The organism is Rhizobium sp. BK456 (assembly GCF_014194045.1).
Lineage (GTDB): Bacteria > Pseudomonadota > Alphaproteobacteria > Rhizobiales > Rhizobiaceae > Rhizobium > Rhizobium redzepovicii.
In genome coordinates this window covers 27,435-44,095 of record NZ_JACIAO010000018.1, presented here as the reverse complement: position 1 = coordinate 44,095, position 16,661 = coordinate 27,435, and the positions used below count along the sequence as shown (strand labels likewise).

Genomic DNA, 16,661 nt, shown 5'->3' with positions numbered 1-16,661 from the left:
GTGAACGAGACGCCTAAACCGAATTCCTTCCGTTCCGGGCCTGATGAAGACGGCCGCTTCGGCATCTATGGCGGTCGTTTCGTTGCCGAAACGTTGATGCCGCTGATCCTCGATCTGCAGGACGAATGGGACAGGGCGAAGAACGATCCGGCATTCCAGGCCGAATTGAAGCATCTCGGCGCCCATTATATCGGCCGCCCGAGCCCGCTCTATTTCGCCGAGCGGCTTACGGCCGAACTCGGCGGCGCGAAGATCTATTTCAAGCGTGAGGAGCTGAACCATACCGGCTCGCACAAGATCAACAACTGCATCGGCCAGATCCTGCTTGCCAAGCGCATGGGCAAGACCCGGATCATCGCCGAAACCGGCGCCGGCCAGCATGGAGTTGCCTCCGCCACCGTTGCCGCCCGCTTCGGCCTGCCCTGCGTGGTCTATATGGGCGCCACCGACGTCGAGCGTCAGGCGCCGAATGTTTTCCGCATGAAGCTGCTCGGCGCGGAAGTGAAGCCGGTGACGGCCGGCAGCGGCACGCTGAAAGATGCGATGAACGAGGCGCTCCGCGACTGGGTCACCAATGTCGAGGATACCTACTACCTGATCGGAACGGCGGCGGGTCCGCATCCCTATCCGGAGATGGTCCGCGATTTTCAGTCGGTGATCGGCACCGAAGCGAAAGAGCAGATGCTGGCAGCCGAAGGCCGCCTGCCGGATCTCGTCATCGCTGCCGTCGGCGGCGGTTCGAACGCGATCGGCATTTTCCATCCTTTCCTCGATGATCCGACAGTGAAGATCGTCGGCGTCGAAGCCGGCGGCAAGGGCCTGCAGGGCGACGAACATTGCGCGTCGATCACCGCCGGTTCGCCGGGTGTGCTGCACGGCAACCGCACCTATCTGCTGCAGGATGGCGACGGCCAGATCAAGGATGGCCATTCGATTTCGGCCGGTCTCGATTATCCCGGCATCGGCCCCGAACATTCCTGGCTCAGCGATATCGGCCGCGTCGATTATGTACCGATCATGGATCACGAAGCGCTCGAGGCCTTCCAGACCCTGACCCGCCTCGAAGGCATTATCCCGGCGCTCGAGGCCGCGCATGCGATTGCCGAGGTGATCAAGCGCGCACCGACGATGGGCAAGGACGAGATCATCCTGATGAACCTCTCCGGCCGCGGCGACAAGGATATCTTCACCGTCGGCAAGATTCTGGGAATGGGACTGTAAGACATGACCGCACGCATGGACAAACGCTTTGCCGAGCTGAAGGCCGAGGGCCGTCCGGCGCTTGTGACCTATTTCATGGGCGGCGATCCTGACTACGATACCTCTCTCGGCATCATGAAGGCGCTGCCGGAGGCGGGCTCCGACATAATCGAACTCGGCATGCCCTTTTCCGATCCGATGGCCGACGGCCCGGCGATCCAGCTCGCCGGTCAGCGTGCGCTGAAAGGCGGCCAGACGCTGAAGAAGACGCTGCAGCTGGCGGCCGATTTCCGCAAGACCAACGACGCCACGCCGATCGTGATGATGGGCTACTACAATCCGATCTATATTTACGGCGTCGAGAAATTCCTCGACGATGCGATTGCTGCCGGCATTGACGGCCTGATCGTCGTCGATCTGCCGCCTGAAATGGACGACGAACTCTGCATCCCGGCGATCCGCAAAGGCATCAATTTCATCCGCCTGGCGACGCCGACGACGGATGAGAAGCGCCTGCCGAAGGTTTTGAAGAATACCTCCGGCTTCGTCTACTACGTCTCGATGAACGGCATCACCGGTTCGGCGCTGCCGGATCCATCGCTGGTTTCGGGCGCGGTCGAACGCATCAAGCAGCACACCCAACTGCCCGTCTGCGTCGGCTTCGGCGTCAAGACGGCGGAACATGCTAAGGTCATCGGCGGTTCGGCCGATGGCGTCGTCGTCGGCACCGCCATCGTCAATCAGGTCGCGACCAGCCTGACGAGTGACGGCAAGGCAACGGCGGACACGGTTCAGGCTGTTGCCACGCTGGTGCGCGGCCTTTCCACGGGAACACGTTCGGCGCGCCTTGTTGCTGCCGAATAGTTTTCCCACATTGGCGTCAAAGCATGTTGCACAGCGGTTTGGCGGCAACGACATGCGGGAACACAAAGACCGAAAGCGTGGCAAGCGATCTGAAAGATCGTGACGGGCTTTAGTCAATCAGGAGTATTCGAGTTGAACTGGATCACCAACTACGTTCGCCCGCGGATCAATTCCATGCTGGGCCGTCGCGAAGTGCCGGAGAACCTCTGGATCAAGTGCCCGGAAACCGGCGAGATGGTCTTCCACAAGGATCTGGAAGGCAACAAATGGGTCATTCCGGCCTCCGGCTATCACATGAAGATGCCGGCCAAGGCCCGCTTGGCAGATCTGTTCGACAATGGCGAATATGAATCGCTGCCGCAGCCGAAGGTCGCCCAGGACCCGCTGAAGTTCCGCGATTCGAAGAAATATAGCGATCGCCTGCGCGACAGCCGCCTGAAGACCGAACAGGAGGATACCATCCTCGCCGGGCTCGGGAAGGTGCAGGGACTGAAGCTCGTGGCGGTCGTGCACGAATTCAACTTTATCGGCGGTTCGCTCGGCATGGCTGCCGGCGAGGCCATCGTCAAGGCTTTCGAGCGTGCGACGTCTGAAAAGTGCCCGCTGGTGATGTTCCCCGCCTCCGGCGGCGCGCGCATGCAGGAAGGCATCCTGTCGCTGATGCAGCTGCCGCGCACGACGGTTGCCGTTGACCTGCTGAAGGAATCCGGTCAGCCTTATATCGTCGTCCTGACCAATCCGACCACAGGCGGCGTCACGGCCTCCTATGCCATGCTCGGCGATATTCATCTGGCGGAACCGGGCGCCGAAATCGGCTTTGCCGGCAAGCGCGTCATCGAGCAGACCTTGCGCGAAAAACTGCCCGAAGGCTTCCAGACCTCCGAATATCTGCTGGAGCATGGTATGGTCGATATGGTCGTCAAACGTCACGATATCCCGGAAACGCTGGCGCGCGTTCTGAAGATTCTGACGAAGAAGCCGGTGTCAGCGGCGAACGACATGAATAGCGGTACGATCGCCCTGGCGGCGAGCGCCTGATAACCGATAAGCAGGCGGGGTGCCGAATTGATACCCAGAGGCCAAACCGCGGTGAGTGAGGCAGCACAGGAGATCGACAAGCTCATGGGATTGCATCCCAAGGGTTTTGATCTGTCTCTCGATCGCATCACCCGTCTTCTCGATGTGCTCGGCAATCCGCACCGAAAACTGCCGCCGGTGATCCATGTCGCCGGCACCAACGGCAAGGGGTCGGTCACCGCCTTCTGCCGCGCTCTGCTCGAAGCCGGCGGCTACAGCGCTCATGTTCACACCTCGCCGCATCTCGTCAATTGGCACGAGCGTTATCGCATCGGTGTGGCGGGCGGGCGCGGGCAGCTTGTCGATGACGCCGTCTTTGCCGAGGCCCTGCGCCGGGTGGCCGATGCCAATGCCGGACAGCACATTACCGTCTTCGAAATCCTGACGGCGGTCACCTTCATCCTATTTTCCGAACAGCCGGCCGATGCCGCGATCATCGAAGTCGGTCTCGGCGGCCGGTTCGATGCCACCAATGTCATTTCCGATCCGGCGGTTTCGGTGATCATGCCGATCTCGCTGGATCACCAGCCCTATCTCGGCGATAGGGTCGAATTGATCGCCGCCGAAAAGGCCGGCATCATGAAGCCGGGGCTTCCCGTCGTCATCGGCCACCAGGAATACGACGCCGCACTCGACGTGCTGATGTCGACGGCCGAACGGCTGCATTGCCCGAGCGCCGTCTTCGGGCAGGATTTCATGGCGCATGAGGAATATGGCCGGCTCGTCTATCAGGACGAATTCGGTCTTGCCGACCTGCCCCTGCCGCGCCTTCCCGGCCGCCATCAATATGCCAATGCCGCCGCCGCCATTCGCGCCGTCAAGGCGGCGGGTTTTACCGTCACCGAGACGATGATGGAAAAGGCGATGAATTCCGTCGAATGGCCGGGCCGGCTGCAGCGCCTGGGCGAAGGCCGGCTGCTGGCGCATGCGCCCGCCGGCGCCGAGATCTGGATCGATGGGGGGCACAATCCCGGTGCGGGCGAAGTGATCGCCGAAGCCATGGCCAATTTCGAAGAGCGCCAGTCGCGGCCGCTTTTCCTGATTATCGGCATGATCAACACCAAGGACCCGGTCGGCTATTTTAAGGCCTTTGCCGGCTTGGTCGAGAAGGTTTTCTGCGTGCCGATCCGCAACAGCGATGCGATGATCGACCCGGTGATCTTGTCGAACGCCGCCTATGATGCCGGCCTGGTTGCCGAACCGATGTCGACCGTCGGCGATGCGCTGGAAGCCATAAAAGCCGTCCTCGATCCGGAGGGTCTACCCCCGCGCATCCTCGTCGGCGGCTCTCTCTATCTCGTCGGCGATGTGCTTTCCGACAACGGCACGCCGCCCAAGTGATGGGCGAAATGAAGAATACGAAATGAAAAAAGCCCGGTCGAGCCGGGCTTTTTCGTTAATGTGAACTGGGCGATATCAGGCGGCGCTGGAAATCCAGTTCGAAAGCGCGGTCTTCGCTTTGGCGCCGACAGAAATATCGGCGACTTCGCCGCCCTTGAAAATTGCCAGGGTCGGAATGGAGCGCACACCGAACTGTGCGGCGAGTTCCGGGTTCTCATCGATATTCAGCTTGGCGACCTTGACCTTGCCTTCCATCTCGACGGAGATCTCTTCAAGGCTCGGCGCAATCATCTTGCACGGGCCGCACCATTCAGCCCAGAAATCGACGACGACGGGCTCTGCAGATTCCAGAACTTCCGACTGGAAATTGTTGATATCGACTTTCACGGTAGCCATGGGCTGCTCCTTTACCTCGGGTGTTGAACCACATGTGATGGTGCGGTGCCGAATTTTCAATGTCCGGTATTTCACTTTGTCTTGACCGCTGCAAGCGCCAAACCGAGCGCCTTTTCGCTCAGCGTATAAAGCGAGGCGTTCTCGGTGTAGACAAGCATGCACTCGATTGGCTTGCCGGGATAGAGCGGCGCCAGGATCTCGCGATAGATCGCCAGCTGCGCCCGGTGCGCGAAGGGAATAGCCGCCTCCGTCGCCGGCGGCACCCGATTGGTCTTGTAATCGAGGATGACGACACGATCGGCAAAGACGGCGAGCCGGTCGATGCGGCCGGAGACGGCATAGCGCCTGTCCTCAAGAGTCAATGTTCCCATGATCGAGACCTCGGGCTGGGCCTCGTCACCGAGGACGGCCTGCAGACCCTCTTCGTTCAATAGTTTCAGAACCGAATCGACCAGCTTGCGCCGTTCGGCTTCCGGCCAGAACCGCGCCGCCCGTTCGGCATAGCGGCCTGCGGCATCAGCTCGTTCAGCAGGCGGGATTTCGGGAAGCGCCTGCAGCATGCGATGGATCAGCCGACCCTTCTCCAGAGACCGATCGCTGCGCTCCTTCTCGCCGAACAGTGGCGAAACGACGAGCAAACCGCCCTCGTCTTCGTCGATGATCGTGCCGGCGCCGGAGGGGCTGAGCGGCCGGGGCAGCTCGGCCTGCGGCGGCAATGGCCGCAACAGGCCGTCCGGCAGTCTCTCCTCGCTGTTGCGCTCCTGGCTGCGGTCGATGCGCTCGAAGCTTCGCTCCACCCGCGGCACACGCCATTCGATACCCGGCCATTCGCCATCGGGACTGGAGAATGTCGTCGCCTCGACATGCGGATGGTCGTCGCGCAGTGCCGTCGAAATCATCATATGCCAGGTGTCGTTGTTGAGACGCACGCCGCGATAGCCGCAGACGACCAGCCGGTCGGCGGCACGCGTCATGGCGACGTAGAGCAATCGGCGGTACTCTTCCTCCGCCAGCATCTGGATACGGACGGCGTCGTTCTGGGTCAGCGAATTGGCGAGATCGGAGACGGGAACCCAGACGGGCATCGGCGGTTCGTCGGCATCGGTCTCGATCAGGCGAAGTTTCGGCAGATGGGTATGGGTGAAGGCCTTCGAACCGCCGTCGACCAGGAAGACGATAGGTGCCTCGAGACCCTTGGAGGCATGCACGGTCATGATCCGCACCTCGTTGCGCCCCTTGTCCTGCTCGCGCTTGACCACCGGGGCTTCGAGCTCCAGCGTCGAGATGAAGGATTGCAGCCCGGGAAGGCCGGAGCTCTCATGGTCGATGGTGAAAGTCAGGAATTCGTCGAGGATATCGCTGACCTCGGTGCCGAGCCTGGCAAGGAATTGCCGCCGCCCGCCATGGCTGCCCAGCACACGCGCATAGAAATCATGAACCGACAGGCTTCTGGATTGGCGAAGGAACAGCTCCAGCCTCTCCACGGCCGCGCGGAAACGCTCGGTGCCGTCGGCGGCGAAGCGTTTGAGATGGTGCCAGACGCTCTCATTGTCACCGCGTAGCGCGGCGATAGCAAAGATGTCGTCCTCGGAAAGATCGAAAAGCGGGCTCTTGAGCACGGCGGCGAGCGAAAGATCGTCCTCCGGCAGCAGCAGGAAACGACCGAGCGCCAGCAGATCCTGCACGGCGATATGGCTGGTCAGCACCAGCCTGTCAGCGCCGGCGACCGGAATGTCGCCGCGGCGTTTCAAGGCGCGTGTCAAGGCATTGACGAAGGCGTCGCGCTTGCGCACCAGCACCAGGATGTCGCCGGCTTCGATCAGGCGCTCTTTGCCTTTGTCGACAATCGTCTCGCGGCCGACAAGCGTGCCGATCGAATGGGCGATCCGTCGTGCCAGGATTGCGGCCGGCGCGCTTTCCGGCATTGCGTCGAAGGGCGCCGTCCAGTCCTCTTCCTTGACCACCGCCTCGGGCGCGACCATTTCCCAAAGATCCACGGCGCCGGGATGTCCGATGCGGCTGGAGCGATGCACGACCGGTTCGCCGAGCGCGCTGAGGCCGCGCGAATTGTCGGGTTCCCTGAATATGTGGTCGACGGCTTCGAGCACATCCGCGGTCGAGCGGAAGGAAAGCGGCAGCCGCACAGAGGAAAAGTTTTGCCCGCTGTCGGAGACGCGCCGTCGCGTCCGGTCGCTTTCCTCGGAAAAACGCTCAGGCCGCGCGCCTTGAAAGGAATAGATCGACTGTTTCTCGTCGCCGACGGCAAAGAGCGTGCGCACGATCGGACGGGCGCTTTCGCCGGAGAAGAAATCCTCGGCGAGCGACTGGATGACGCTCCACTGGATCGGGCTGGTATCCTGCGCTTCGTCGACGAGGATATGATCGATGCCGCGATCGAGCTTGTAATGGATCCAGGGACCGACGCCGCTTTTCGTCAGCAGGTCGGCGGTGCGGGTGATCAGATCCTCGAAATCGAGTTGGCTGCGCTGCTTCTTCAGCTCCTCATAGTCGTGATTGAGCCGCTCTGCCAGCACCAGCGCGGCATGCGTCGCGCCATGCATCCGTATCAGTTTCAGCCGGTCGCGGCTTGCAGCGACATGGGCGCGGGCAGCAGCAATGGCGCCCGCCAGCTGCGGCGCTTCGGCAAGCATCGCCTTGACCGTGAATTGCGAATCCGCCTTCGGCTCGCCCTTCACCGTCAGAAAGATTTTCTCGAGAAACTCGGCGCGTTTTGCGTCGTCACGTTCCCGCCCGGCAAGCCTGAGACCATAGGCAACTTCCTGTGCCTTCGCGCCGCCCCTCTGATCGGCAAGCGACAGATAAAGCTCCAGCATACCGCCGGAAAGCTCCGGCAACGGCCAATATTGCGCCGCGATCCGGCTCTCCGTGTCATCGGGGGCAAGACCAAGTCTTTCGCGCAAAACCACCTCGATGCCGCCCCGCCGTTCGGCCGTTGCCGTGAAACGACGGATGGCGTTGCGGTTGGCGACGATGTCGCCGAGCAGATTTTCCAGGCCGGATTCGTCGCCGAGATCGAGCACATAGGCGAATGCCTCGGCAAGGGCGCTGTCTCCCTCCGGCGCGGTCGCCGTCAGCAGTGCTCGGCGCGCATCGGACAGCAGCGCTTCCGCCGCGCGATCGTCGAGAACCGAGAAATGCCCGGCGACATTGGCCTCCAGCGGGAACTGATGCAGCAGCGCCTCGCAAAAAGCATGGATGGTCTGGATCTTCAGTCCACCCGGTGTCTCCAGCGCCTTCGCAAACAGCCGGCGGGCCTCGGCAAGCTTTATTCCGTCGGGAGCGGTCCCCTCGATCTGGGTAATCCGCCGGCTAAGGTCTTCATCGTCAAGCACCACCCAGTCCGCCAGCCGTTCGAAGACGCGGTTCGACATTTCGGAAGCGGCAGCCTTGGTATAGGTGAGGCATAAAATGGCGGAAGGCCGCGCACCGGCAAGCAAAAGCCGGATGACGCGCTGGGTCAGCACATGCGTCTTGCCGGAGCCGGCATTTGCCGAGACCCATGCCGAGCGCTCGGGATCGGAGGCGATCGCCTGCTGGATCGTCGTCCAGCCGATCCAGGCGCCCGGATCATCGTCATTGGGAAGCGCGGTCACGTCACTCATCACCGCCGCCTTCTTCGGTTTCTGCCGTCGACCATTCGGAAACGCGGGCGAGGTGATCATAATCGCCGCCGAAATCGAATTGCTGTGCCGGGATCAGCCGCGAGGTAAAGCCTTTCTCGCCGGACTGCAGCAAGCTCACGAACTTGACCAGCTGATCGATCGATTCTTCGGCGAGATCCATCGCCGATTTCGCCTTGTCGCTGCGCGCCGAACTTTCGTTGTTGACGGTGTCGACCTGAAAACGGCGTCCCGGCCGCAGGCGGACATAAAGCAGGTCCTGCGGCACGAGACTGCCGGCATCGCGGAAGGCACCGGCGCTCAGGGCCGCCGCTTCGAGCGCTAGCTGCGGATCGAGAAGCACCCGTGCCTGTGTCGGCGAGGGATTGTAGCCTGTCTTGTAGTCGATGATATCGGCGGCCTGCGGTCCGGTGACGTCGATCCGGTCGGCAACACCGTTGAGCCGGATATTGATCGCTTCCAGTTCGACGCCGCCCCGCACCTCCGTCAGCGTCTTGCGGATGCCGGGCCGCCGTCCGGCCTCCCAGTCGAGGAAGGCGCCGGCCACGGCGCGAAATCGCGGCCGCCACACCGCATCGATATGCGGCGGCAGCTGCTCCATGTCGAAGAGCTCGGAAAGAATGCGCTCCATCGCCGCTGCCGCATCCGGCGTGCCGGCGACATGTCCTTCGCGAATGAACCGGTCGATGATCGTGTGGTAGAGCGTGCCGCGTTCGGCCGCTCCCGGATCGCGGTTGAACGCATCGACGGGGTCGAGCCGCAGAATGCGGCGGGCATAGATGGCATAAGGGTCCCGGCGCAGCCGTCCGACTTCGCTGAAAGAGTAGGATGTCGGCTGCAGCGTCAGCGGCGGTTTCGGCGAAGGCCGCTGCGCCGGGGCCTGGGGCTCGCCCCGGTCGATCAGGCCGGCCCATTGGAGGAAGCGGTTGCCGCGTCCCTTCAATTCCGCTTCGAAGGCCTCTCCGGCAAGCGCCAGCAGCCGCTGCAGCCAGCGCGAGGCGACCGTTGGCGTCGAGCCCTGGCGTAGCGCGCGCGAATAGATCAGATGGCGCGTGCCGTTCGCCATCTCGAAGTCATGCGCCAGTTGACCGATGCGCCGTTCCGGCGGCTCAAGGCCGATCTCCGTCTTCATCATGCGCGGAATGAAGGGATTGTTGGCGGTCTGCCCCGGCCAGGTGCCCTCGTTCAGGCCGCCGAGGATCATCGTATCGACGCTCTGCAGGCGGGCTTCCAGCGTGCCAAAGATGAAGAGGCGGGGATGGCTGAGCGCCCGCGGCTTCACCGCATGACCGGCGGCAAGGGCTGCCATGATGTCGATCCATTGCGGTCCGTCGGCCTCCATCTGGCCGTTGGTGTCGATCACTTCACCGAGCAGGGCGGCAAGCGCATCGCCGGCTTCGCCCGACCAGAGATCGGCGAGATTGCCATGCGGATCGGCCGCCACCGCTTCAAGCGAGCGGCCGGTGCGCTCCGCCCATTCGGACAAGGTAAAACTGGCCGTCCTGCCGCGATCTTCCGGCCGGTGCCGCATCAAGGCCGAAGCCAGCGGCTCGGTCGCTTGTGTGACCCGGCGGGCAAGGTCGTAAGCGGCATCGGCGGCGTCCGGCGTAAGCGCTTTTCGCCATTGCGGCGGGTGCCTATCCTCAGCCTGTTCGGCAAGCTGATGGGTGAGCAGCGGCTCGAGTCTGCTGATATCCACCTCCGTCACGCCGCCGCGCAGTGCCAGCAGCTCGAGCGCCTCGGTGGCGGAAATCAATGTGGCGCGTTCAAGGCCGAAGCGGGCCAGCGGATGTTTGAGCAGCGAGACGATCGCCACCGGATCGCCCGGGCGCAATGCCGCCTCCAGCAGCAATTGCAGAAGCGTACCCTGCGGCGTGGCCGCAAGCGGAGTGCCGGCCGAATCGTCGGCGAGGATGCCGAAGCGGGAAAGCTCGGCCATCACCCGGCGAGCGAGATTGCGGTCCGGCGTGATGAGCGCCGCCCGGCTTTCGCCGTCCTGCCCCGGTCTTTCCAACGCCAACCGGAGCGCAATGGCAATCGCCGTCGCTTCCTCGCGTTCGTTCGCGGCTTCGATCAGCGAAACATCGGCGAAAGCTGAAGAAAACGCGCCCTCGGGCAGCTCGCTCTTCCAAGTGCCCCAATCGCTGGTCGCCTCCGCCGGTACGAGTGCCCGGGACAGGATTTCGGCGCGCCGGTCAAGATCGGTTTCCGGCCTGTCGAGGAGCCTGACGTCGGCGCGCGTGAGCTTCAGTCGCTTGAGCAGCGATGACAGGCCATATTGCGGGTGGCTGCGGCTTGCGGGATTGGCATGCTGGCCCGGGGAAAGCTCCGGCGCCACCATCTGCCAGTGCCTTTCAGGCATGGAAAGATCAAGGCCCGGAAGCACGATCACGCCTTCGGGCATATTGGCGACGGCGGCGATCAGATCGGCGGTGGCAGGAACGGAGCCCGTCGAACCGGCAATGATGATCGGCCCAGCGGGCTTCGTCGCCGAAAGCCTTTTTGCTTCGGCCCGGAGAATGGCGTTTCGGTGTCGCGCCGGTGAGGATTTTTCGAGCTCGGAAAGCCGCTCCGGCCAGAAGGCGCTGGCGATCTGCAGGAATTCCGCCGTCAGCTGCCACCAGGCGGCATAATCGCCGGTGTCGAGTTTCGACAGCTCCGACCAGTCGAGGTCTTCGGTTTCGATGGAATCGATCAGTTCCGCGAGGTTGCGGGCGAGCCAGATCGCATCCGCCGGGCTTGCCGGCGCAACGAGCGGCGAGTCCGAATGAATGTGGCGGACGATCTCCGGCAGTTTGTTGCGCCAGGCGAGAATGAGGCGCGCAAGCTCCAGCAGGCGGGCCGTATTCGACAGCGGCTGGGCGAGATCGATCGTTGCCGGCAGCGCCTCGTCGAAATAGCCGCTGTCGTCGTCGGTTTCGCCGAGGGGACGAATAACAGGCAGGATCGCCGAGCGGCCGCCGAGCAGATCGACGAATTCCGAGCGCAGCACACGCACGGCGCGCCGCGTCGGCAGGTAGATCGTTACCCTGGAAAGCGACAGCGGATCATCGGCCTCATGCCGGAACAGCGGCGTCAGCCGGCCGTCGCAAAGCCTCGTCGCCAGCGTTTTCAGGAAGGAGTGGCCCGCCGGGATCGTCAGAATGCGTGGCTGGTACCGCTCCGCCATATCTCACGCGAACGCCCGCAGCCGTCGGATCGTTTCCTCCGCCTCGCCGATTGCCTCCGGCGTTCCCACCGTCAGCCAGTGGCCCTCGAGCAGCATGCCGAAAAGCCGCCCGCGCGCGATCGCCTTGTCGAAATAAATATTGAGATTGAAGGCATCTTTTGGCGCATCGTCGAGCAGCGACGGGTTCATGACGATCGCGCCGGCATAGACGACGGGATTGGACGGATCGTCGCGATACCGCGCCAGCCGGCCGTCGGCCGCCATGCCGAAATCGTTCTTGCCGTTGTGACCCGTCGTATCCTCGATCCTCACACAGAGAAGCGCCATGTCCATGCGTTCGGCATCGAAGAATCCGGCTAAGCGCTGCAAGTTCGTCGGTCGCCCGAGCTGTTCGCCGATCCAGAAGAGATCGGCATTCATGACGAAAACGTTCTCGCGATCGAGCAGGTTCAAACCCTTCGCCAGCCCGCCGCCGGAATTCATCAGTGCTTCCCGCTCGTCTGAGATGATGATGTCGAGGCCGCGATAGGCCTCGAGATGGTCGAGCATCTGGCCGGCAAAGTGGTGAACGTTAACGACGGCCCGTTCGACGCCAGCCGCAACCAGCGAATCCAGCGCATAGTCGATCATCGGCTTGCCGTCGATTTTCACCAGCGGCTTCGGGATCGTGTCGGTGATCGGGCGCATACGGGTTCCAAGACCCGCGGCCAGTACCATGGCTTGTCTGATTGTCATCCTGATCCGGAACTTATGATTCGCTTTGGCCTATTCCAGCCCTTGCGCACAAATCACGCAAGGGGGCAAGCGCTTCGTGCTCGAATGCGACCTGGAGATAGGCGAGCGTTCGCGGCATATGCTTGAGATAGCCGGGCTTCCCGTCGCGCTGCAACAGCCGCACCCAAAGACCGGCGAGCTTGCAATTGCGCTGCGCAGACATGATCGCCCAGGCCTTCATGAATTCGGCTTCGTCAAAGCCGCCTTGGGCACGGCGAAGGGCGAGATAATCATCCATCAGCTGCCGGAAGAGCGCCGGTTTGATCGTGACCCGCGCATCTTGGACGATGGAAGCCAGATCATAGGCGGTCGGGCCGATCATTGCATCCTGGAAGTCGATGATGCCGATTTTGCCAATACCGCTTTTCTCATCGCGCCAGATAATGTTCGGCGAGTGGAAGTCGCGCAGCAGCAGGTTCTTCTCGGCTGTCGCGAGCTCGTCGATGAGCGCGTCCCAGATCGCCAGATACTCCGCCCGTTCGATATCGGTGGGAGGTGTGCCGCGCTTCCAGGCAATATGCCAATCGAGCACAAGCTGCACTTCCATCTTCATTGCCGTGCGGTCGAAGTCCGGAATGTGATGCGTGTGCGTTGCAGACACCGGGATATTCTGAGGGATCTGCATGGAATGAAGATGGGCAAGGCAGGCGACGCTTTGCCGGTAACGTTCGACGATCGGCTGCCCGTCGTCATCGAGCACGCCTTCGGTGCCGAGATCCTCGATCAGCAGGATACCCTGCTCATAATCGACCTGATAAATCTCCGGCGTTGCAAAACCGCGCTCGCGCAAGGCATCGGCAATCGCAACGAAAGGATAGGCGTTTTGTGCCAGATGCGCGACCTTGGGATAGGACTTGCCGTCATGGACCGGCGGTCCCTCGGGATGCGGGCGCCAATCCATCAGTATTTTTCGCGGGGCAGCGTCCAGATAGATCGCCTCATAGGCGCGCAGCGAAGCATCGCCGGTCAGGAAGCGGCGTTTGACAGTGGGAAAGCCGGCTTCGTCGAGGAAGGCACGGATCGCCAGGACCCTGCGGATGCGTGAGGCCTGCGGCTCTGCGGCTTTGATCGTTGCCCGGCGGCCGCTGCCGTCCTGGTCCAGCCTTAGTGCGATGCGATCGGCCGGCAGTTCGCCCTCAGCCATCTCGGGCCATTCGACGAGACAGATGCCGTTCTCCAGGGCCTCGTCGAATCCGAGCTCCGTCAATTCGGCCGGATCGCCGAGCCGGTAGAGATCGAAGTGCGAAACCGGAATGCGCAGATCGTAGGATTGCACCAGCGTAAAGGTCGGGCTTGGGACTTCGAGCCCCTCGTCATCGGCCATGGCGCGCAGGATCGCACGGGCGAGTGAGGATTTGCCCGCGCCGAGATCGCCGGAAAGAGCCAGGCAATCGCCGGCTTTCAGGGCGAGCGCCAGATCGTCGCCGAAGCGGATCGTTGCCGCTTCGTCCTTCAGAAAAACCGAGATCGTATCGCCGGTCGTCATTCGGCGGCAGCTGAATGCGGGATATCGACCGAGGGAATGCGGCAGACGACGGTCGTGCCCTTGCCCGGCTCGCTGTCGATCGTCACGTCGCCATGATGCAGGCTGACAAAGCTGTCGACGATCGAGAGGCCGAGGCCGGCACCGCCGCGTTTGCCGCTTTTCGCTCCGGTCGCAAAGCGGTCGAAGACGGTGGCGATCATATCGGGTGAGATGCCGGGGCCGCGATCGCTGACGGCGAAAACGAAATCCGTGCCTTCGCGATGGCATTCCAGCGAGATCGAGGTGCCCTCGGGAGAGAAATTCGCCGCGTTGGAAAGCAGCTTCAAAAGGATCTGCTTCAGCCGTTGCGGGTCGGCGACGATCGAACCGAGATAGGCCGGCGCGGTGATTTCGAGCGCGACGCCGCTTTCATGCAGGCGATCGGCGATCTGCATCGAGACGTCGTCGAGCAGGTCGTTGAGATCGATATCCGCATAGTTGAGCCGCATGATGCCGGCATCGACGGTCGCGAGGTCGAGAATGTCGTTGACGAGCGTCAAAAGAACCGAGGACGAGGTCGAGATATGGTCGATATATTCGGCCTGCCGTTCGTTCAGCGGCCCGACGCCCTGCGTCCGCAGCAGGTCGGTGAAGCCGATGATATTCGTCAGCGGCGAGCGCAGCTCGTAGGAGACGTGCTGGACGAAGTCGTTCTTCAGCTCGTCGGCCTTGCGCAGCGCTTCGTTCTTCTCGGTCAGCGCCCGTTCGGCCCGTACGCTGTCCGTCATGTTGACGAAAGTCAGCATGGTCTGGGCATTCGGCAGCGGGATGACCGCATAGTCGAGCACCAGGCCGGAGAACAGTTCCAGCGTTCCTTGGCCCGAGCGGCGTTCGTCGTCGAAGCTGGTGATCAGCTCGGCGAAGGTCTTCCAGCCGTCCGGCCGGTCATAGGACGGCGCACAGGCCTCGCCCAACGCGCGGATATGGGTGCCGGGCTTGGCTTCGGTTTCGGTGATCCCCCAGAGTGCGCGGAAAGCCGGGTTCGACAGGCGGATGCGTCCATCCGGGCCGAACACCGCCACACCTTCGGATAGATGGTCGATCGTTTCGCCCTGCACCTTGACCAGCGTGTTGTAGCGCGTTTCGAGATCGACCTGCTCGGTCAGATTTTCGAACACCCAGGTGGCGCCGCCCTGCGGATGGGCGGTCGCAAAGACGCGCAATGTCTGCCCGTTCGGCAGGTGCCAGAGATCGGATTGCGTGTCGAGCGCGCGGTAGACGGAAAGGGCTGCTTCCTTCCAGCTCTTCCAGTTGAGCTGGTCCGGCAGCTTCTTGGCTGCCCGCAGCCGCTCGAGCAGCTCGCTATTGTCCGGCCGGCCTTCCAGGAAGGCGATATCCAGCTCCCAGAGTGCGACGAAGGCCTGGTTGTAGAATTGCAGCCGGCGGTCGCCGTCGAAGATCGCGACCGGCGTGGCGAGATGGTCGAGCGTTTCGGCATGGCTCTTCAGCGTCCGTTCCAGCTCGGCGCGCACCGCCTCGATGTCGGACACATCGATTGCGATGCCGGCCGAGCCGCCGGGAAGCCTGACGTCGACGACGTCGAAGAAGGTGCGGTTGCCGTGCACCACCGTCGAGATCGTGTCGTGGAAGGGCGATTCCGGCGTGACCGTCGCGCGAATGCGTTCGCGCGCCACGGTCGTCAGCATCTCGCGGCCTTCATTGATCGCCTGCTGCGGCGAGCGCGCTTCGACGGCCTCGCCATAAGCCTGGTTGACCCAGGTGAGGCGGCCGGCGGGATCGCGCTGCCAAGCCGGCATGTCGATCGCGTCGAGCATGGTCTGGAAGGCCGAGATCGAGGTCATCAGCCGGTCGCGCTCGATCCTGAGCTCCGCAAGCTCGGCGCGCAGATTGTTGAGCGCCACAAAACGGACGAAGGCGCGGCCGCCGGAAACCCGGCCCTGTGCTTCGAGAATTTCATCGCGGATGGTTTCGACCACCATGTCGAAGCTCTGTGCCCCATCGCGCAGCCGGTCGATCGCCTTTTCCAGATCGGCGGCCGAGCGGGACTTCAGCCAGAGTCCGAAGGCCAGGAATTCGCCGTCCTGCGGGGCACCGGTCTCGGGCGGAAGCTGGCCGAGCAGTTCGGGACGGGCATTGCCGTCCCAGATGACGATCCGCCGGTTCTTGTCGGCGATCAGCGCCTGGTATTGCGAAATGCGCTGCTGGGCATCGGACAGCGCCGAGCGGATTTCCCGGCTCTCGCTTTCCAGATTGCCGCGCTGGCGCACCAGCCACAATGTCGAAAGCAGTGCTGCCGATATGACGCCGATGACGACGGAAACGCCGACGACCTGCGAGGATGTGAAAAGGTGAGCCGCGGCCGCCGCTTGCTGCTCCGTCTGGGCCAGAACTGGCCGCGCCAGCGCGGCAAGCGCCGTGCCAGCCGCGCAGGCTCTCAGAAAGCGCGCCAATGATCCATGCTCTTGCTTTGCGGCCTCGTGTGCCGTTGCAGATTGCTGTTCTTGGCCCGCCATGAGCGGGCGGCGACCGGCGCGAACGCCATCATCCGCCTGACCGGGCAGGCTGTGTTTCAGTTCCGACATCCGCGGTATGTCTCCGTCCTTCAATGTGCCGCATTACGACAAGACATCCCATTTCCGGAGCGGCCGGACGGGGTCCGGCGCCACGAATCAAGTCTTAAAACAATACTTCGGATGGGAATCGGCGGGAAGAG

General features: G+C 62.8%; 10 protein-coding genes. 4 read left to right on the top strand and 6 right to left on the bottom strand.

What is annotated here, in order from left to right; translation table 11 throughout:
- The 4 genes from trpB (at nt 1) to FHX03_RS32670 (ending at nt 4,482) form a co-directional block, all read left to right on the top strand.
- Nucleotides 1-1,221, top strand: coding sequence for a tryptophan synthase subunit beta (gene trpB / locus FHX03_RS32685; RefSeq protein ID WP_183857313.1), 1,221 nt, complete (start codon nt 1-3; stop codon nt 1,219-1,221).
- A 3-nt stretch (nt 1,222-1,224) separates the two neighbouring features.
- A complete protein-coding gene (gene trpA / locus FHX03_RS32680) occupies nt 1,225-2,064 on the top strand; it encodes a tryptophan synthase subunit alpha (RefSeq protein WP_183778526.1) in 840 nt (279 codons plus the stop codon).
- A 132-nt stretch (nt 2,065-2,196) separates the two neighbouring features.
- Complete coding sequence (gene accD, locus FHX03_RS32675) at nt 2,197-3,102, top strand: acetyl-CoA carboxylase, carboxyltransferase subunit beta (protein WP_097625111.1); 906 nt, start codon at nt 2,197-2,199, stop codon at nt 3,100-3,102.
- A 27-nt stretch (nt 3,103-3,129) separates the two neighbouring features.
- On the top strand, nt 3,130-4,482 hold the full coding sequence (locus tag FHX03_RS32670; protein ID WP_183778528.1) for a bifunctional folylpolyglutamate synthase/dihydrofolate synthase: 1,353 nt from the start codon (nt 3,130-3,132) through the stop codon (nt 4,480-4,482).
- Between the two features lie 75 nt (nt 4,483-4,557).
- Here the strand turns inward: FHX03_RS32670 and trxA are convergent, their stop codons facing one another.
- The 6 genes from trxA to FHX03_RS32640 form a co-directional block, all read right to left on the bottom strand.
- Nucleotides 4,558-4,878 carry a thioredoxin gene (trxA, locus tag FHX03_RS32665; RefSeq protein ID WP_003589503.1) on the bottom strand — a complete coding sequence of 107 codons (321 nt, stop codon included), beginning with the start codon at nt 4,876-4,878 and terminating at the stop codon, nt 4,558-4,560.
- Nucleotides 4,879-4,949: 71 nt separating this feature from the next.
- Nucleotides 4,950-8,501, bottom strand: coding sequence for a double-strand break repair helicase AddA (gene addA / locus FHX03_RS32660; RefSeq protein ID WP_183857311.1), 3,552 nt, complete (start codon nt 8,499-8,501; stop codon nt 4,950-4,952).
- The gene (addB, locus tag FHX03_RS32655; protein WP_183857309.1) at nt 8,494-11,688 is read right to left on the bottom strand and encodes a double-strand break repair protein AddB; all 3,195 of its coding nucleotides are present in this window, start codon (nt 11,686-11,688) and stop codon (nt 8,494-8,496) included. Before addB ends, addA begins: the two co-directional genes overlap by 8 nt.
- Before the next feature lie 3 nt (nt 11,689-11,691).
- On the bottom strand, nt 11,692-12,423 hold the full coding sequence (locus FHX03_RS32650; RefSeq protein ID WP_097625115.1) for a nucleotidyltransferase family protein: 732 nt from the start codon (nt 12,421-12,423) through the stop codon (nt 11,692-11,694).
- A gap of 13 nt (nt 12,424-12,436) precedes the next feature.
- Nucleotides 12,437-13,948: a tRNA (adenosine(37)-N6)-threonylcarbamoyltransferase complex ATPase subunit type 1 TsaE gene (tsaE, locus tag FHX03_RS32645; protein ID WP_183857307.1), complete on the bottom strand. Its 1,512-nt coding sequence runs from the start codon at nt 13,946-13,948 to the stop codon at nt 12,437-12,439.
- Nucleotides 13,945-16,530, bottom strand: coding sequence for a PAS domain-containing sensor histidine kinase (locus FHX03_RS32640; protein ID WP_183857305.1), 2,586 nt, complete (start codon nt 16,528-16,530; stop codon nt 13,945-13,947). The genes tsaE and FHX03_RS32640 overlap by 4 nt, the downstream gene beginning before the upstream one ends.
- Between the last annotated feature and the right edge of the window lie 131 nt (nt 16,531-16,661).

Bases quoted from the DNA above. Each gene is read 5' to 3' on its own strand.
- addA (WP_183857311.1), bottom strand. From the start codon at position 8,501: ATGAGTGACGTGACCGCGCTTCCCAATGACGATGATCCGGGCGCCTGG.
- FHX03_RS32650 (WP_097625115.1), bottom strand. From the start codon at position 12,423: ATGACAATCAGACAAGCCATGGTACTGGCCGCGGGTCTTGGAACCCGT.
- trxA (WP_003589503.1), bottom strand. From the start codon at position 4,878: ATGGCTACCGTGAAAGTCGATATCAACAATTTCCAGTCGGAAGTTCTG.
- addB (WP_183857309.1), bottom strand. From the start codon at position 11,688: ATGGCGGAGCGGTACCAGCCACGCATTCTGACGATCCCGGCGGGCCAC.
- tsaE (WP_183857307.1), bottom strand. From the start codon at position 13,948: ATGACGACCGGCGATACGATCTCGGTTTTTCTGAAGGACGAAGCGGCA.
- trpA (WP_183778526.1), top strand. From the start codon at position 1,225: ATGACCGCACGCATGGACAAACGCTTTGCCGAGCTGAAGGCCGAGGGC.
- FHX03_RS32640 (WP_183857305.1), bottom strand. From the start codon at position 16,530: ATGTCGGAACTGAAACACAGCCTGCCCGGTCAGGCGGATGATGGCGTT.